A 17,209-nucleotide genomic window follows, 5' to 3' on the forward strand; every position below is an offset into this window, starting at 1 on the left:
ATTAAATCTATTCATGAGCACATCTAAAACAATTCAATCTGCATTAATTTCGGTTTTTTCGAAAGAAGGTCTTGAGCCTATTGTTAAATTATTACACAGTCAAAATGTTACTCTTTATTCAACAGGAGGTACTGAAGAATTTATCAAAAATTTAGGCATACCTGTTGTTGCTGTTGAAGACATTACTGCATTTCCTGAAATTTTAGGCGGAAGAGTAAAAACATTACACCCAAAAATTTTCGGAGGAATCCTGAACCGTCAGGACAATGAGAGTGATGTTCAACAAATGCAGGAATTCAACATTCCGCAGATTGACTTAGTTATTGTAGATTTATATCCATTTGAAAAAACAGTAGCTTCCGGAGCCAGCGAACAAGACATTATTGAAAAAATCGATATTGGAGGAATTTCATTAATCCGTGCAGCTGCTAAAAATTTCAAAGACACTGTAATTGTTCCTTCTATGAACGAATACGCTTTGTTTTTAGATATGATTACAAAACAAAACGGAGCTACAACTCTTGAAGACAGAAAATTATTAGCTACCAAAGCATTCCACGTATCTTCACACTACGACGGAGCTATTTTTAGCTACTTCAATACTGACGAAACCATCTATAAAGCAAGTATTGCTAATGGTCAGGTATTACGTTACGGGGAAAACCCACACCAAAAAGGATTCTTCTTCGGGGATTTTGACGCTATGTTCCAAAAATTACACGGAAAAGAATTATCATACAACAACTTATTAGATGTAGATGCAGCAGTGAATTTGATTAACGAATTCAAAACTGACGGACCTACATTTGCTATATTAAAACACAACAATGCCTGTGGATTAGCTTCCAGAAACACTATTGAAGAAGCTTATTTAGCTGCTTTAGCCTGCGATCCTACATCAGCATTTGGAGGAGTTTTAATTTCGAATACTAAAATTGATGTTGCTACAGCTACAGAAATCAACAAATTATTCTGTGAAGTAGTAATTGCTCCTTCTTATGATGCTGAAGCTGTAACTATTTTACAGGAAAAGAAAAACAGAATTATTTTAGTTCAAAATGATGTTGAATTACCACAAAAGCAAGTTCGTACTTGTCTTAACGGATTGTTAATTCAGGAAAGAAACAACATCACAGACAATAAAAAAGATTTAACTACCGTTACCATTACAAGTCCAACAGAACAAGAAATTGAAGATTTAATTTTTGCTTCTAAAATTTGCAAAAACACTAAATCAAACACAATTGTCTTTGCTAAAAACGGAACTTTAATCTCATCCGGAACAGGTCAAACTTCAAGAGTAGATGCTTTACAACAAGCTGTTGAAAAAGCCAAACACTTTGGATTTGACTTGACAGGAGCCTCAATGGCAAGCGATGCTTTCTTCCCTTTCCCAGACTGTGTAGCTCTTGCAAAAGAAGCCGGAATTACCGCTGTGATTCAACCGGGAGGATCAATTAAAGACCAATTAAGCATTGACTATTGCAATGAAAATAATTTGGCAATGGTATTTACAGGGACACGTCATTTCAAACATTAATTTGATTAACTTTGTACGCTCCTAATTTTTAACTTTTAAACCCCCTAAAAATCGTATGGGATTTTTTGATTTCATGACCGAGGATATTGCAATAGACCTTGGTACCGCTAATACACTAATCATACACAATGATAAAGTTGTCATTGACAGCCCGTCAATAGTAGCCCGAGATAGAATTTCTGGTAAAATCATTGCAGTTGGTAAAGAAGCCAACCTAATGCAAGGTAAAACGCATGAAAACATAAAAACCATAAGGCCTTTAAAAGACGGTGTAATTGCTGATTTTGATGCTTCAGAAAAGATGATCAGTATGTTTATTAAAAGCATACCGGCATTAAAAAAGAAGATGTTTACACCTGCTCTAAGAATGGTGGTTTGTATTCCTTCAGGAATTACTGAAGTAGAAATGAGAGCCGTAAAAGAATCTTGTGAACGTGTAAACGGAAAAGAAGTTTATTTGATTCACGAACCAATGGCAGCAGCAATCGGTATTGGAATTGACATCATGCAACCAAAAGGAAACATGATTGTAGATATTGGAGGTGGAACCACAGAAATTGCCGTTATTGCTTTAGGTGGTATTGTATGTGATAAATCGGTAAAAATTGCCGGTGACGTTTTCACTAATGATATCGTTTATTATATGCGTACCCAACACAACTTATTCGTTGGAGAAAGTACTGCTGAAAAAATCAAAATTCAAATTGGTGCTGCCATTGAAGACCTGGAAACTCCTCCGGAAGATATGTCAGTTCAAGGTAGAGATTTGCTTACCGGAAAACCAAAACAGGTTGATGTTTCTTATAGAGAAATTGCAAAAGCTTTAGACAAATCAATCCAACGTATTGAAGACGCTGTAATGGAAACCTTGTCTCAAACCCCTCCTGAATTAGCTGCCGATATCTACAACACAGGGATTTACCTTGCAGGTGGAGGTTCTATGCTAAGAGGATTAGACAAACGTATTTCTCAAAAAACGGATTTACCGGTATACATTGCTGAAGATCCTTTAAGAGCAGTAGTTAGAGGAACAGGAATGGCATTGAAAAACATTGGAAAATTCAAAAGTATTTTAATAAAATAGATTTATAAAGTATATTTATAGCTCATAAGCTATAGGTTTTAACAGTGGAATACCTTATCAGCATATCCTGAAATTAATAACCAAATAAGAGAATGCAGCAAATATTTAATTTTATATTCAAAAACAGTAATAAATTACTGTTTTTGCTGTTATTAAGCGTTTCGCTTTTGCTTACCATACAGTCTCATTCTTACCATAAAAGTAGAATTATTAGCTCTGCTAATTTTTTAACGGGTGGCGTTTACGAAGAAGTAAACAACGTAACTGAATATTTGAATCTGAAGTCTGAAAATGATGCTTTGGCTCTTGAAAATGCCAGACTTAAAAGCATCATTTTCAACACTAAAGACACTACTAAAGTTCCAATACCACAAAATCTAAAAGGTACTGCTCCTGAAGACATCATAGTATCTAAGGTAATTCACAATTCTTACAATACTCACGAAAACTTCCTTACTTTGAATTCAGGTGCGAACGACGGAGTAAAACCTGACATGGGAGTTATTAATAGTTTAGGAATTGTAGGTATCGTTGACAAAACCTCTCCTAAATACGCAACAGTTGTAAGTATCTTAAATACAAAATCCCAAATCAATGCTAAAATCAAAAAGTCAAATCATTTTGGCTCCTTAATTTGGGATGGAAAAAACACCGGCTTCGTTCAATTGATTGACGTTCCCCGATTAGCTTCTGTTAGGAAAGGAGACACTATTGTTACCGGAGGACAATCGGTTATTTTTCCTGAAAATATTAATATTGGTACGATCAATAATATTTACATAGATAACCAAACCAATTATTACACTTTAAACATCAAGCTTTTTAATGATATGACTAACTTAGGTCATGTGTACATTATTAAAAGTAAAGACAGAGATGAAGTTAACAATTTAGAAAAAGAAACCCAAAAAGATGAATAGCACTTTGTTACTCAATATCCTCAGGTTTATTTTATTATTAACTCTGCAAATTGTCATATTCAACAATATGACCTTTTTAGGGTTCATAATGCCATTACCTTATATTCTATTCATCATCTTATACCCTGTCAACTCAAACAGAGCAGCCTTACTAATAAGCAGTTTTTTTCTAGGATTAACAATGGATTTATTTTCAAATTCCGGAGGAATTCATACAACAGCCTGTCTTATCTTAGCTTATTACCGACCTTATATTTTTAAATTTGCATTTGGTGTCAGCTACGAATACCAAACCATAAAATTGAATGAATCATTAACACCTGAAAGATTTACGTTCATTCTTCTGGCAGTGGTAATCCATCATTTTACCCTATTCATTCTGGAAGCCTTTCAAGTGAGTTTCATTTTAGACATTTTAATCAGAACCTTACTGAGTACCGTATTTACAATTATTAGCTGCATTATAATAATTTACCTTATTAAGCCAAACAAACGATGAGAAAACTACTGCTGCCTTCTATAATTATTGTTGCAGCATCATTGCTCCTGATTCGGATTTTTTATTTGCAAGTCATTAATGACACTTTCAAATTAAAATCTGAAAATAATGCTATCAAGATAAAATACGAATATCCTGAAAGAGGCTATATTTATGATAGACATGGAAAACTTTTAGTTGCCAACCAGGCTTCTTATGACATCATGGTTATTCCAAGGGAAATAAAAAATCTGGATACTTTAGAACTTTGCCAGCTATTAGATATTAGCAAAGAAGAATTTTTAAAAAAAATAGCTAAGGCTAAAGTCTATAGCCCGAGACTTCCTTCTGTTTTTTTACCTCAACTAAATAAAAGTGAATATGCGGCTTTTCAGGAAAAAATCAGAAAATTTGAAGGCTTCTATGTTCAAAAACGTTCCCTTCGTGATTATGAAGTAGATTTTGGCGCTAATATTTTTGGTTTTATCACTCAGGTAAATGATGGAATTATTAAAAGTAATTCTTATTACAAAAGTGGTGACTTAATAGGAAAACAAGGTGTAGAACAATACTACGAAGATATCTTACGAGGAGTAAAAGGGGTTAAATATTTCCTAAAAGACAAATACAACCGCGAAATAGGTTCCTACAAAAACGGTAAATACGATACCATTGCTGTACAAGGAGAAGATATCAATCTAACGATTGATGCCGAAATTCAACGTTATGGTGAGCAATTAATGATTAACAAACGAGGTGGTATCGTTGCTATAGAGCCTAAAACTGGTGAAATCTTAGCATTAGTTACCGCTCCATCCTATGACCCTGGAATTCTTGTAGGAAGACAACGCTCTAAAAACTATACACTACTTTATAATGATTCTATAGCAAAACCGTTATATGACAGAGGTCTATTAGCCGAATATCCTCCTGGCTCACCATTCAAAATTTTAACAGGTTTGGTAGCCTTACAAGAAGGTGTAATAGATGAAAATTTCACCGTTTTTTGTCGCCACGGATTTAGTTATGCCAGAGGCCGATTCATGAGATGCCACTGTCATGGAGGAGCATTACAATTACACCGTGGTATTTACGAATCTTGTAACGCCTATTTCGGGACAGCTTACATGAAAACCATCAACAAGTATGTCAAACCTTCTTATGCGGTTGATGTTTGGAGTAGTCATGTGAAAAGTTTTGGACTTGGTCAATACATGGGTTATGATTTACCAACAGGAAGAAAAGGAAGTATTCCAACTTCTAAAACATATAAACGTATCTACCCTAACGGAGGATGGAGAAGTACAGCAATCGTTTCCAATTCTATTGGACAAGGTGAAGTATTAGCAACCCCTATACAATTAGCCAACATGATGGCTACTATTGCAAACAAAGGATATTATTACACCCCTCATATCATTAAAAAAATCAAAGGAGAAAAAATCGATCCTAAGTTCAAAATAAAGCATGAAACAACTATCGATAAAAAATATTTCGAACCTATAATCAGCGGATTATTTGATGTGTATAACTTAGGTACCGCTAGAGGCTTAAAAGTTGACGGAATTGATATTTGTGGAAAAACAGGAACAGCCGAAAACTTTGCCAGAATAGACGGAAAAAAAGTTCAGCTGGAAGACCACTCTATCTTTGTGGCATTTGCTCCAAAAGACAATCCCAAAATTGCCATAGCAGTATTGGTTGAAAACGGAGGATTTGGTGCTACCATAGCAGGACCAATTGCCAGTTTGATGATTGAAAAATATTTGAGAAAAAAAATCACCCGAACTGATTTAGAAAAAAGAATCCTTGAAAAGAGTTTAAGAAGTGAATATGCTAAATTAGGCGGAATGGCAGAAGCAAGCTCTATTGAAACCACTCCAAAAGATTCAGTAAGCAAATACAAGGAGGTTAAAACAAATTCTGCAGTAGATACCACTAAGAAAAAAATTAATTAAGCCATTCATTTACAAATGAAAAATCAAAGTGTAAAGAAAAATATTGACTGGATATGTGTTATTATTTATAGCACCTTAGTGATTATGGGATGGCTAAACATCTTCTCTTCATCATTATCGTCTACTGAAGATACCTATCAAAAACAATTGATTTTTATTGCGTTTACAATCCCTTTAATATTTGTAATTCTTGCAGTTGACGGCAAATTTTACGAAAAATACGCCAGTGTTATTTACGTCGTAGGATTACTGTCACTGGCTGGTTTATTTGTTTTCGGTAAAACTATTAAAGGACAAACTAACTGGTATTCATTTGGTTCTTTTGGTGTGCAGCCATCGGAGTTTGTAAAAACAGCAACAGCATTGGCAATTGCCAAATACATGAGTGATAGCCAAATCAATCTAAAAGATACCAACAAACAAATACAAGTCCTGGCCATTTTAGGATTACCTATACTTCTGATAGTCCCTCACGATCCTGGTAGTGCCTTAATCTACACTATATTCTTAATTGTTTTGTATCGTGAAGGTTTACCGGCCTGGTACATTTGGACAGGATTTATCGCCATCACTTTATTTATATTCACGCTGGTATTTGAACCCCAATATGTAATTTTAATGGCTTTAATAGCCATAATTATTGTTTATTGGAGGTCCAGATTAGCCAATAGAAACATTATTGCAAGCGGTATTATATTTACGCTTATTTCAGGTTTTGTTTTATCTGTAAACTATGTTTTTGAAAATGTTTTCAAACAACACCACAGAGATCGTTTCAACATCTTGCTTGGTAAATCTGTCGATTTAAAAGGAATTGGATACAACACCAACCAATCTGAAATTGCAATTGGTTCTGGCGGATGGTTTGGAAAAGGTTTCCTTGAAGGTACACAAACTAAGGGAGGATTCGTTCCTGAACAACATACCGACTACATCTTTACCACTGTAGGTGAAGAATGGGGATTTGTGGGTTCGCTTGTTGTTATTGCTTTATTTGTCACTCTATTTCTAAGAATCATTTTCTTGGCCGAAAGACAAAAAACAAAATTTAGCAGAGTTTATGGTTACTGTTGTGCCGGAATTTTATTCATCCATTTCTTTGTAAATATTGCCATGGTTATTGGAATTTTCCCAACTATCGGAGTTCCGTTGCCTTTCTTCTCCTATGGAGGTTCGGGATTATGGGGATTTACAATCCTGCTTTTTATATTCCTTAAAATGGATGCCAATAAAGTGAACGAATGGTAAAATTAATTCCTGGCTTTGAATTTATTTAGCAAACCAGGAACTAATATTTACATTCTTCTCTAAATTGTTTTCTAATTTATCTTCCAGTTTAGGGAAGAAATCAATACCTGTAATGGATTCTATTTTATCAACAGCAACCACATAATCAAAAATTGGTTTACTGCTTTTTTCATTTGGAACTAAAAAAGCAATCATTTTACAGTTCCCGTTTGAATAGTTCAGTGCTATTTTATAAAAGTAATTTGGCACTACTACTTCTTCATCCCCTATAGTTTTAAGACTACCTTTTAACACACCTCCTGTAACAATGAGCAGTCCATTGTATTTGACTGCCCAAAAACGGATTTTTTGCTCCAGTCGACTCCAAATACCCGAATTAAACTCATGCACTGCGGACTAATATTCGATGTAAAAAACGTATCATTATAAGCATCCAGATTAAATTCCATATCAGCAGCAGGACATAAATGGCCTTTATCATAACCCGATTTTTTATAATTTCTCCAGTCAGCAGATTGTGTTATTACTTTTGGATCTTCAATAAAAAAAGGACGTTTAAAATTACTATTACGAACATAATCTTTCTTCAACTCATAAACCACCCATTCCGCTTGTTCTGCCTGTTCATTGTAAGACAAAGTATAATAGGAATGTTCTACAACTTGTGAAGTAGTCGATTTTGGCAAATAAAAACTCAAATTCCTATTCGTCTGATTTTCTACTTTCGAATCCAAATCAGCTACAATTCTATTTGTATTCTGAAAAATTTCGGCTTGCAGCTTTACACTTTGCTTACCCACTAAAAAAATAAAAGCGGAAATTAACAATCCTATAAAATATCGGTTTCTCATACCTTTTTAATTAAAATAAAAACGCTCTGAAAATTCAATTGATTTCCAGAGCGAATATTTATAACACATCTTATTTTTAAGATTTAGCTAACTTTTCTTTTTTCAATTTATTAGCCGGAATCGCATTGTTTTTTAAATTAACTCTGGTTTGTAAATCATCTAATACATTTAATGCCTCTTCTATGTAAATATCTTTAGATAAACTTTCGTGCCAACGATCTCTTTTCTCTTTCAAAACATTGTCTTTACTCATTTGCTCTACCTCATAAGGCAAAGAAGTAAATTTCAAGTCATTTTTATAATCAAAAACAGGTTTGAATTTCTTAGCTTTTTCTTCTATTGCAGCCTGAGCTTTTCTAAACTTATCTATATTTAAACTGTACTCATTTTCTTTACTACGGGCATCAATCCATTTAGCATTTTCATCAATAAGTTTAAATTGCGGATTAGCAGCAATACGTTCTTTACTGTGCAAAATAGCCTTACTAAAATTGCTACTGTTATTATTCCAAACATTATATTCTGCAGCATCTATTTTATCCCAAGGCATTGCATTTTCTACATCGCGTTCCCCCATTTTTAAATAGGAATAACGGTCTGGCATAACCACATCACTACTTACACCTTCTAACTGAGTAGAGCCTCCATTGATTCTGTAAAATTTTTGAGTCGTTGTTTTAAGCGCACCCAAATCACCTAATTCATTACTACGAACAAACTGATTCAAATCAATTACATTTTGAACTGTTCCTTTACCATAAGTTTGTTTACTACCAATGATAACGCCGCGTTTGTAATCCTGAATAGCAGCAGCCAAAATCTCAGAAGCAGAAGCCGAGAAGCTATTCACCATAATTACTAATGGCCCATCCCACTCAATTTTCTTATCTCTGTCGTATAAAACTTCTTTCTTTCTGCCGGCTGATTTAATTTGGACAATTGGTCCTTGTTCAATAAACAAACCTGCAATATCTACTACTGTTGATAAAGAACCTCCACCATCATCACGAACGTCTAAAACAATTCCGTCTACCTTAGCCTGTTTTAATCTTTCTACTTCCAAAGCAATATCTTTACCCGCATCCCTTCCGTCTTTATTTTCGAAATTGATATAGAATTTAGGCAAATAAATCACTCCATACTTCAATCCGTTTTTGTTAACGATACTTGATTTAGCATAAGTTTCTTCAATTTCAACAACATCTCTAATGATTGAAATTACTTTAATCGTTCCATCAACTTTTTTAATTGTCAAACGAACTTCTGTTCCTTTAGGACCTTTAATTTTTTTCACCACATCATCCAAACGCATTCCAACAACATCCACTGGCTGATCATCACCCTGAGCTACTTTAAGCACTAAATCTCCGGCTTCCAGTTCTTTTCCTCTCCAGGCAGGTCCGCCGGAAATCAATTCTGAAATTTCCGTATAATCGTTTTTCTTTTGTAAACGGGCTCCGATTCCTTCTAATGTTCCACTCATACTCACGTCAAAACGCTCTTTTTCCTCAGGGGCAAAATAATTAGTGTGCGGATCAAAACGAGCAGTAATAGAATTAATATAAACCGAAAACCAATCATTTCGATCTAAATCTTTCATAAAACCAAAATACTCATCTAAAGATTTAACCGTACTTTCACGTGTTTCTTTTTCTAACACCTCAAAAGATTTAGGTTTAGCATCTTCCTTAGAAACTTCCTTCTTAGGTTCTACAGGAGCAGCATTTTCTTCTTCATGCAAAGGATTTGAAATTAAATCAGTTTCTTCTTTAGAAAGCTTTCCTTTATTTTCCTGTATTTTTAAACGATCAGTCAATGAGGAAAGCGTTGTTAATTTTAACTGTTTTCTCCAACGCTCTTTTAATTCAGCACTGCTTTTAGCATAGGGTGCTTTTTCATAATCGGTATTAAAACTTTCATCAATTGAATAATCAAAAGGCGTTTTTAAAATCTCTTTGTATAATCCCTGACTCTCTTTCATTCTTTGCATCAAACGGTCGTAAGTTAATGCAAAAAAGGTCAAATCCTTATTCATTAACTCATCGTCTAATTCTAATTCGTATTTTGAAAATTCATCAATATCTGATTGCAAAAAGAAACGTTTTGAAGGATCTAATGCCTGTATGTAATCTTTATAAACTCCTTTAGAGAAATTATCATCAATAGCTGCCGGACTATAATGCCCTTTTTCAATCACAAAAGTCAATAATTCTAAAAGTAATTTATCTTTATCGGGATCAGCCTCAGAAGCTGATTTTATTTTAAATGCAAATAATGTTACCGATAGGAAAACTACGGCAAGAAGTATTTTATAATTTCTCTTCATAAGACTAATAATAGTATTCATTCAATTTTTTAAACTAAGTTACGGGAAAAACCAAGCCTACAATGATAAGGCTTCCATAATTTTTTGTTAAAGATATAAAATTGTTCTTTTCTTAATCCCAATAATCAACCAACTGAATAAAATTTGTTTTCTTTGTTTAAAAAATATGAGTTTTCATATCTAATTTTTCAAAAATGAATCCAACTAAGCCCCTAATTTTAATTACCAATGACGACGGTGTTTCGGCTCCTGGAATTCTGGCTTTAATTGCCGTTATGTCCGAAATAGGAGAAATTGTAGTGGTAGCCCCTGACAAACCACAAAGCGGCATGGGACACGCCATTACTACCAACGAAACCTTGTATCTAAACAAAATTTCTAACGAAAGCGATGCAATTAGCATATACAGCTGCTCAGGAACTCCTGTAGACTGTGTAAAAATAGCTACTAACGAAGTCCTGAAAAGAAAACCCGATTTATGTGTTTCAGGTATCAATCATGGTTCCAATTCTTCAATAAACGTTATTTATTCAGGAACGATGAGTGCTGCTATCGAAGCCGGAGTTGAAGGAATTCCCGCCATAGGTTTTTCGCTTCTGGATTTTGACTGGAATGCCAATTTTGAAGAAATCAAACCTTTCATTCGAAAAATAACTTTAGAAGTATTACAAAACAAATTACCGCAAGATGTGGTTTTAAATGTTAATTTCCCAAAACTAAAAAGAGAAGAAATCAAAGGAATTAAAATTTGTCGTCAGGCTAAAGCACTTTGGATGGAAAAATTCCACAAACGTAAGACACCACAAGGTCGGGATTATTACTGGTTATCAGGCGAATTTGTAAATCAGGATCACGGCGAAGATACCGACGAATGGGCTTTGAAAAACGGTTATATCTCGATTGTTCCTGTGCAATTTGACTTAACAGCTTACCACGCAACAAAACAACTCAATACCTGGAATTGGAACGAATAATTCAATTTTAAATCTTAATTTGATTCCTGACAATGGAATAACTAATTTTGATTACCGATTTATAATTAAACAGCAACAATGAAATACTACATTATAGCAGGAGAAGCATCAGGCGACTTACACGGTTCAAATTTAATGAAAGCACTCCTGAAAAAAGACAACAATGCCGAAATCCGTTTTTGGGGAGGCGATTTAATGCAGGCTGTTGGCGGAACTTTAGTAAAACATTACCGTGAATTAGCTTTCATGGGATTTGTAGAAGTGCTGTTTAATCTAAAAACCATTTTAAACAATATCAAAATTTGTAAAGAAGACATCCTCAAGTTTCAACCTGATGCCATCATCTTTATTGATTATCCCGGTTTTAATATGCGCATCGCCAAATGGGCTAAAGAAAACGGAATTAAAACCCATTATTACATTTCGCCACAAATTTGGGCATGGAAAGAAAACCGTATCAAAGCCATCAAAAGAGATGTTGATAAAATGTATGTGATTTTGCCTTTCGAAAAAAACTTTTACGAAGACAAACATCATTATCCTGTGGAATTTGTTGGACATCCGCTTATTGATGCCATTCAAAATCAAAAACCCATTGAAGCTGCTGTTTTTAAAGCCGAAAATAATTTAGACGAAAAGCCTGTTATTGCCTTACTTCCCGGCAGTAGAAAACAGGAAATCACTAAAATGCTTTCGGTAATGCTCAGTGTAGTCGATGATTTTCCGGATTATCAATTTGTCATTGCAGGTGCTCCAAGTCAGGAATTTGCTTTTTATGAGACTTTTATAACCAATAAAAACATTAAATTCATTTCTAACAAAACCTATAATTTATTAAAAATCGCTCATGCGGCCTTAGTCACTTCAGGAACAGCCACCTTAGAAACAGCCCTTTTTAAAGTACCGGAAGTAGTTTGCTACAAAGGAAATTCAATTTCATACCAAATTGCAAAACGCATTATTACCCTGAAATACATTTCATTAGTGAATTTAATTATGGATGAAGAAGTGGTTACTGAATTAATTCAGGACGAATGCAATACTAAAAACATAAAAAAGGAGTTAACTAAAATACTGAATCCTGAATACCGCAAAAAACTTTTGGCTAAATATGACGAATTAGAACAAAAATTAGGCGGAGCCGGAGCTAGTGAAAAAACAGCCCAATTAATTATTGCCGATTTGAATGCTTAAACAACTTTTAAAACCTTTATTTATAGTAATCCTGCTCCCAATTGTATTTACTTCCTGTAAATCAGTATCTGGTGCAACCACTAAATCATCAGCTCATCTTGCTGAAAAAATAATTAATTCTGCCACCGAAAACATTGGTGTTCCATACAAAGCAGCCGGAACAACCAAAGCTGGTTTTGATTGTTCAGGATTAGTATTCACGACTTTTAATCAATTTGACATTAAATTACCCAGGAGCTCTTCGGAACAGGCCAAAATAGGAATTGATTTAGGAAAAAATATTTCGAAAGCACAAAAAGGAGATTTAATATTTTTTAAAACCAATAATCGAAGCCAGATTAACCACGTAGGCATTATTGTCGAAACCAAAGATGACGAACTCCAATTCATTCACGCATCAACTTCCAGAGGCGTTATAATATCCTCAACCAAAGAAGCTTACTACGAAAGAACTTTTAGTCAGGTTAACAGAATTTTACCTTAAAAAAATATTTTATTGCCGAAAATTCGTACTTTAGAAATATGAAAGTACTCGAATTTCCTTTGGCAAGAATTACAATTTGCTTCCTGTTAGGAATACTATCGGCTTATTTTTTTGTTCCAAATCCAAATTTCATTTTTGGATTACTACTGCTTTTGCTACTACTTTTATGTATTTTATTTTGGGGTCCAAAAACAAATCAAAAGTTCAAACTGTATTTTTCGACAGTCACCTATTTTACTTCATTTTTAATCGGGATGAGTAGTTTAATTGTCCAAACTGATTCCTTTCAAAAAAGCAATTACACACATCTGATTGACAAATTTGACAAAGAAATCTCGACAACATTAGTCATTAGAGAGAAATTAAAAAACACAAAATACAACCAACGCTACATAGGCATAATTCAACAAATTGACCAACAAAACTGTAACGGACGCATTTTATTAAGCATTCCCAAAAAACATTTCAAAGTGTTTGAAACCGGTACAATTTTAAACATCAAAGGTGTCATCCAGCGCAACAAAAAACCCGATAACCCAAACCAATTTGACTATGGCGCTTACCTAAACCAAAAACAAATTTATGCGCAGCTGTATGCTAATTCAGGAAATATCAAAATAAGTCCTGAACCACAAAAAGACATTTGGTATTATATTTCAAAAATCAATTCCAAAATTAGCCATAATTTAGAACAATCACATTTTGACAAAACTGCTTTAGCCGTTGCATCTGCTTTGATTTTAGGGCAAAGACAAGACATTTCCCCCGAAATCATTCAGGATTATCAATATGCCGGAGCGGTACATATTTTATCGGTTTCAGGTTTACACGTAGGTTTTATTTTTCTGTTTATCAAATTCCTGTTAAGCCCTATCCCCAATACCCGAAAAGGCTCTCTTTTAAAATTAAGCATTCTGTTAATTAACCTATTCCTTTTTGCTTTAATAGCCGGACTTTCACCTTCTATAGTCCGCTCAGTTGTTATGTTTTCTTTTGTTGCTATTGGATTATACTTTCGAAGAAGCGTCAATATTTACCACACCTTATTAGTTTCGATACTGTTGATATTGCTTTTCCAAGCTTATTTCCTGTTTGATGTAGGATTTCAACTCAGCTATCTTGCCATATTTTTTATCGTTTGGTTCCAACCCATTCTGGCATCCTATTGGAAACCAAAGAATAAAATTCTAAAATACTGCTGGGACATACTCACCGTTTCTTTTGCTGCACAAATCGGTACTTTACCTTTAAGCCTGTATTATTTCCATCAATTTCCGGGATTATTTTTCATCACTAATCTGGCTGTCATTCCATTACTTAGCATAATTATGTTTTTAGGCGTTGTTGTCATGTCTTTTGCTGCAATAGGATTTCCACCTATTTGGCTAAGCAAACCTTTAGAATGGAGCATTCTTTTCTTAAACAAAATCATTAATTTAATTGCTTCTTTGGAACAATTCATCATCAAAGACATTTCATTTAACTTTATCCTGCTTAGTTGTTCTTATATCCTGATTATTTCAACAATTATTTGGCTCAGAAAACCTCAGTTTAATAAACTAGTATTAGTCCTAATCTCAATAATTACAATGCAATCATCTCTTATTTTTAATCGATGGAACATTCAAAATCAGGAAGAATGGATTGTTTTTCATTCAAAAAGAAAGACATTAATCGTTCAACGTTTCGGAAATGAAGTTTATCTCTACACTAATGATACTGCTTCCGCAAAATCCAAAACACTGAACTCCTATTTAGTTGGTAATTTCAGCCACATACAAAAACAGGAATCACTTAATCACACGGCTTATTTTAAAGGAAACAAAATCCTGATTTTGGACAGTATTGGCACTTTTCCAAAAGACATCAAACCGAATATCGTATTACTTACTCAAACCCCAAAAATCAATCTGGAACGCATGCTATTATCCTTAAAACCAAAATTAGTTATTGCCGATGGTTCTAATTACCAATACATTTTAAAGCTATGGAAAGCGAGTTGCAAAAAACAAAAAATCCCTTTTCATGCTACTGCCGAAAAGGGATTTTATAAGTTAGATTAAAGATTTAATCTATAGTAATCTTATTTTTGATTTAGAATTCCATTAGCCACTTCCAACCAGGCCACCGGACCTCCAGGCACATAACCAGTTTTTCCTAAACCTCCAAAACTTGGTTTTCCATCTTTAAATTGAGCGGTAGCAAACCAAACTGTTGGATAACCCTGAACACCAAAAGCTCTTTGCAAACCATCATTTTGCATTTTAATCTCATCAGTTTGCGGAACAGCTCTGGGATAATCCAATTCCACCAATACGACTTTTTCTTTTGCCCACTTTCTAAATTCAGGTGTTGTCAAAACTTCTTTTTGCAAACGGATACACCATCCACACCAATCACTTCCAGTGAAAAACAACAACAAAGGTTTATGCTCTTTATTTCCTATAGCCATCGCCTCCTTAACATCCGTATGCCATTTTAGTTCCTGTGCCTGAGTTGCAACAAGACCAATAAAGAAAACAGCGATTAAATATATTTTTTTCATAATTGATTTATTTGATATACAAATTTACACAAAAACAATACCACTAAACTGCATCTAGTTAACTCCGTGCATTATTTTTTTCATTAAAGGAGATAACAACAGCATAATTATCCCTAAACCTATCGGTATGATTGTAAATAAAAGGAAAAATGCAGACAAACTGTATTGTTGGCTAATGGTTTCAATTAATCCTCCCATAGAACCTGCCAGTTTGTTCCCCATTCCTAAAAACAGATAATAGACTCCAAACATAATTCCAATCCAGCTTGCCGGAACCAGTTTACTGATATAAGACAAACTCACAGGCGAAATACACAATTCTCCCAAAGTATGAAACAAATAAGCCGCAATAAGCCAAATCATACTCACTCGTACAACCGAATCAGTAGTAATTCCCATACTTCCATAAGCCAAAAATCCAAAACCCAATCCTAACAAAGACAGTCCAAGTCCGAATTTCATTGGCCCCGAAATATTATATTTACTCTCCCACCATTTTGAAAAGAACGGAGCAAAACAAATAATAAATAAGGAATTCAAAATCCCGAACCACGAAGCAGGCACTTCGGCCTCAGTTGTTGAAAAATCCCTATTTATTTTCCAAATTACAATTCCCCAAATGATAATAAAACTCAACGATAAGATACTATTTCCTAAAGTGTATTCTTTTACTGTTTTTGAAAACAATTTCAACAAAACATAACTAATCACCAGCAACGGAATAATAGTCAGTAAAGCATCGGTGATTTTAAAAATCCAGGCTGAATTACCAAACAATTCCCTTTGTGTAAATTTTTCAGCAAAAATAGTCATCGAACCTCCCGCCTGTTCAAAAGCTGCCCAAAAGAAAACAGAAAAAACAGAAAAAATCACTACCGCTATTATTCGATCCCTAACAATATGTGGCGCTGCACTTTCCTGAGCTTCCTTTTCTTTTATTGCCTTTTTTGTTTCCGATGTAGGAGGCAAACCTATATTCCCAAAAATATTCTGCGTAAAATAAAATTGCAGCATTCCGAAAAACATAAATATTCCTGCCAGTCCAAAACCTAAACTCCAGGAAATTTTTTCACCTATATAACCACAAAGCATAATTCCTAAAAAAGCGCCTGCATTTACTCCCATATAAAACAAGGAATAAGCACCGTCTTTCTTTTCCGGGTGTTTTTCATAAGCATTAGAAATAATAGAAGTCATATTAGGTTTGAACAAACCATTACCTATCATCAAACAAATAATACCGATATATAAAAATGTAGGTGTTTCAACCGCCATAGAAGCGTGTCCCAATGTCATTACAAAAGCCCCTATAACAACAGCCCAGCGATAACCTAAAAACCGATCTGCCAAATAACCTCCAACAATTGGCGTAAAATAAACCACCATCGTATAAGTTCCATACAATGCCATTGCATCTTCCACATTCCACGCCCAACCTCCTTTGGCTATTGAAGTTGTAAGAAATAAAACCAACAAAGCACGCATTCCATAATAGGAAAAACGCTCCCACATTTCAGTAAAAAACAACACAAATAATCCCGCAGGATGCCCTAAAACGGAACTTTTAAAAAAATCATTTGGAGTATCTTGATTCATAAATAAGGTGT

13 protein-coding genes and 1 pseudogene are annotated in these 17,209 nt (G+C 34.3%); 10 read left to right on the plus strand and 4 right to left on the minus strand.

Annotated elements, in window-relative coordinates; all coding sequences use genetic code 11:
- Positions 1 to 13: 13 nt before the first annotated feature.
- The 6 genes from purH to rodA all read left to right on the plus strand — a co-directional run bounded on the left by purH (position 14) and on the right by rodA (position 7,228).
- Positions 14 to 1,540, plus strand: coding sequence for a bifunctional phosphoribosylaminoimidazolecarboxamide formyltransferase/IMP cyclohydrolase (gene purH, locus BLR17_RS00380; RefSeq protein WP_066328647.1), 1,527 nt, complete (start codon positions 14 to 16; stop codon positions 1,538 to 1,540).
- Between the two features lie 55 nt (positions 1,541 to 1,595).
- Positions 1,596 to 2,624: a rod shape-determining protein gene (locus tag BLR17_RS00385; protein WP_066328646.1), complete on the plus strand. Its 1,029-nt coding sequence runs from the start codon at positions 1,596 to 1,598 to the stop codon at positions 2,622 to 2,624.
- Positions 2,625 to 2,716: 92 nt separating this feature from the next.
- Positions 2,717 to 3,544 carry a rod shape-determining protein MreC gene (gene mreC, locus BLR17_RS00390; RefSeq protein WP_066328645.1) on the plus strand — a complete coding sequence of 276 codons (828 nt, stop codon included), beginning with the start codon at positions 2,717 to 2,719 and terminating at the stop codon, positions 3,542 to 3,544.
- Entirely contained in the window at positions 3,537 to 4,043 is a 507-nt protein-coding gene (locus BLR17_RS00395) for a rod shape-determining protein MreD (protein ID WP_066328643.1), read from the plus strand. Before mreC ends, BLR17_RS00395 begins: the two co-directional genes overlap by 8 nt.
- Positions 4,040 to 5,980 (plus strand): penicillin-binding protein 2, encoded by a 1,941-nt coding sequence (mrdA, locus tag BLR17_RS00400; RefSeq protein WP_066328638.1) that lies wholly within the window; start codon positions 4,040 to 4,042, stop codon positions 5,978 to 5,980. The genes BLR17_RS00395 and mrdA overlap by 4 nt, the downstream gene beginning before the upstream one ends.
- A gap of 15 nt (positions 5,981 to 5,995) precedes the next feature.
- Positions 5,996 to 7,228, plus strand: a complete 1,233-nt coding sequence (gene rodA / locus BLR17_RS00405; protein WP_066328637.1) for a rod shape-determining protein RodA — start codon at positions 5,996 to 5,998, stop codon at positions 7,226 to 7,228.
- 21 nt (positions 7,229 to 7,249) lie between these two features.
- Here the strand turns inward: rodA and BLR17_RS00410 are convergent.
- Together BLR17_RS00410 and BLR17_RS00415 are read right to left on the minus strand one after the other, a co-directional pair.
- Positions 7,250 to 8,079: pseudogene (locus BLR17_RS00410) on the minus strand (DNA/RNA non-specific endonuclease).
- A 76-nt stretch (positions 8,080 to 8,155) separates the two neighbouring features.
- Positions 8,156 to 10,426: a carboxy terminal-processing peptidase gene (locus BLR17_RS00415; protein ID WP_066328636.1), complete on the minus strand. Its 2,271-nt coding sequence runs from the start codon at positions 10,424 to 10,426 to the stop codon at positions 8,156 to 8,158.
- 173 nt (positions 10,427 to 10,599) lie between these two features.
- On the opposite strand from BLR17_RS00415, the gene surE reads away from it, so the two are divergent.
- The 4 genes from surE to BLR17_RS00435 all read left to right on the plus strand — a co-directional run bounded on the left by surE (position 10,600) and on the right by BLR17_RS00435 (position 15,120).
- Positions 10,600 to 11,379: a 5'/3'-nucleotidase SurE gene (gene surE / locus BLR17_RS00420; protein WP_066328635.1), complete on the plus strand. Its 780-nt coding sequence runs from the start codon at positions 10,600 to 10,602 to the stop codon at positions 11,377 to 11,379.
- 78 nt (positions 11,380 to 11,457) lie between these two features.
- Entirely contained in the window at positions 11,458 to 12,573 is a 1,116-nt protein-coding gene (lpxB, locus tag BLR17_RS00425) for a lipid-A-disaccharide synthase (protein ID WP_066328632.1), read from the plus strand.
- On the plus strand, positions 12,566 to 13,057 hold the full coding sequence (locus BLR17_RS00430) for a C40 family peptidase (protein ID WP_066328630.1): 492 nt from the start codon (positions 12,566 to 12,568) through the stop codon (positions 13,055 to 13,057). The genes lpxB and BLR17_RS00430 overlap by 8 nt, the downstream gene beginning before the upstream one ends.
- Positions 13,058 to 13,095: 38 nt before the next feature.
- The gene (locus BLR17_RS00435; RefSeq protein WP_066328629.1) at positions 13,096 to 15,120 is read left to right on the plus strand and encodes a ComEC/Rec2 family competence protein; all 2,025 of its coding nucleotides are present in this window, start codon (positions 13,096 to 13,098) and stop codon (positions 15,118 to 15,120) included.
- Between the two features lie 20 nt (positions 15,121 to 15,140).
- On the opposite strand, the gene BLR17_RS00440 is transcribed toward BLR17_RS00435, so the two are convergent.
- Both BLR17_RS00440 and BLR17_RS00445 read right to left on the minus strand, forming a co-directional pair.
- Complete coding sequence (locus BLR17_RS00440; RefSeq protein WP_066328628.1) at positions 15,141 to 15,602, minus strand: thioredoxin family protein; 462 nt, start codon at positions 15,600 to 15,602, stop codon at positions 15,141 to 15,143.
- A 54-nt stretch (positions 15,603 to 15,656) separates the two neighbouring features.
- Positions 15,657 to 17,198, minus strand: a complete 1,542-nt coding sequence (locus tag BLR17_RS00445) for a peptide MFS transporter (protein WP_066328745.1) — start codon at positions 17,196 to 17,198, stop codon at positions 15,657 to 15,659.
- Positions 17,199 to 17,209 lie beyond the last annotated feature (11 nt).

The sequence above is a fragment of the Flavobacterium glycines genome (assembly GCF_900100165.1).
In the GTDB taxonomy this organism is placed as follows: domain Bacteria; phylum Bacteroidota; class Bacteroidia; order Flavobacteriales; family Flavobacteriaceae; genus Flavobacterium; species Flavobacterium glycines.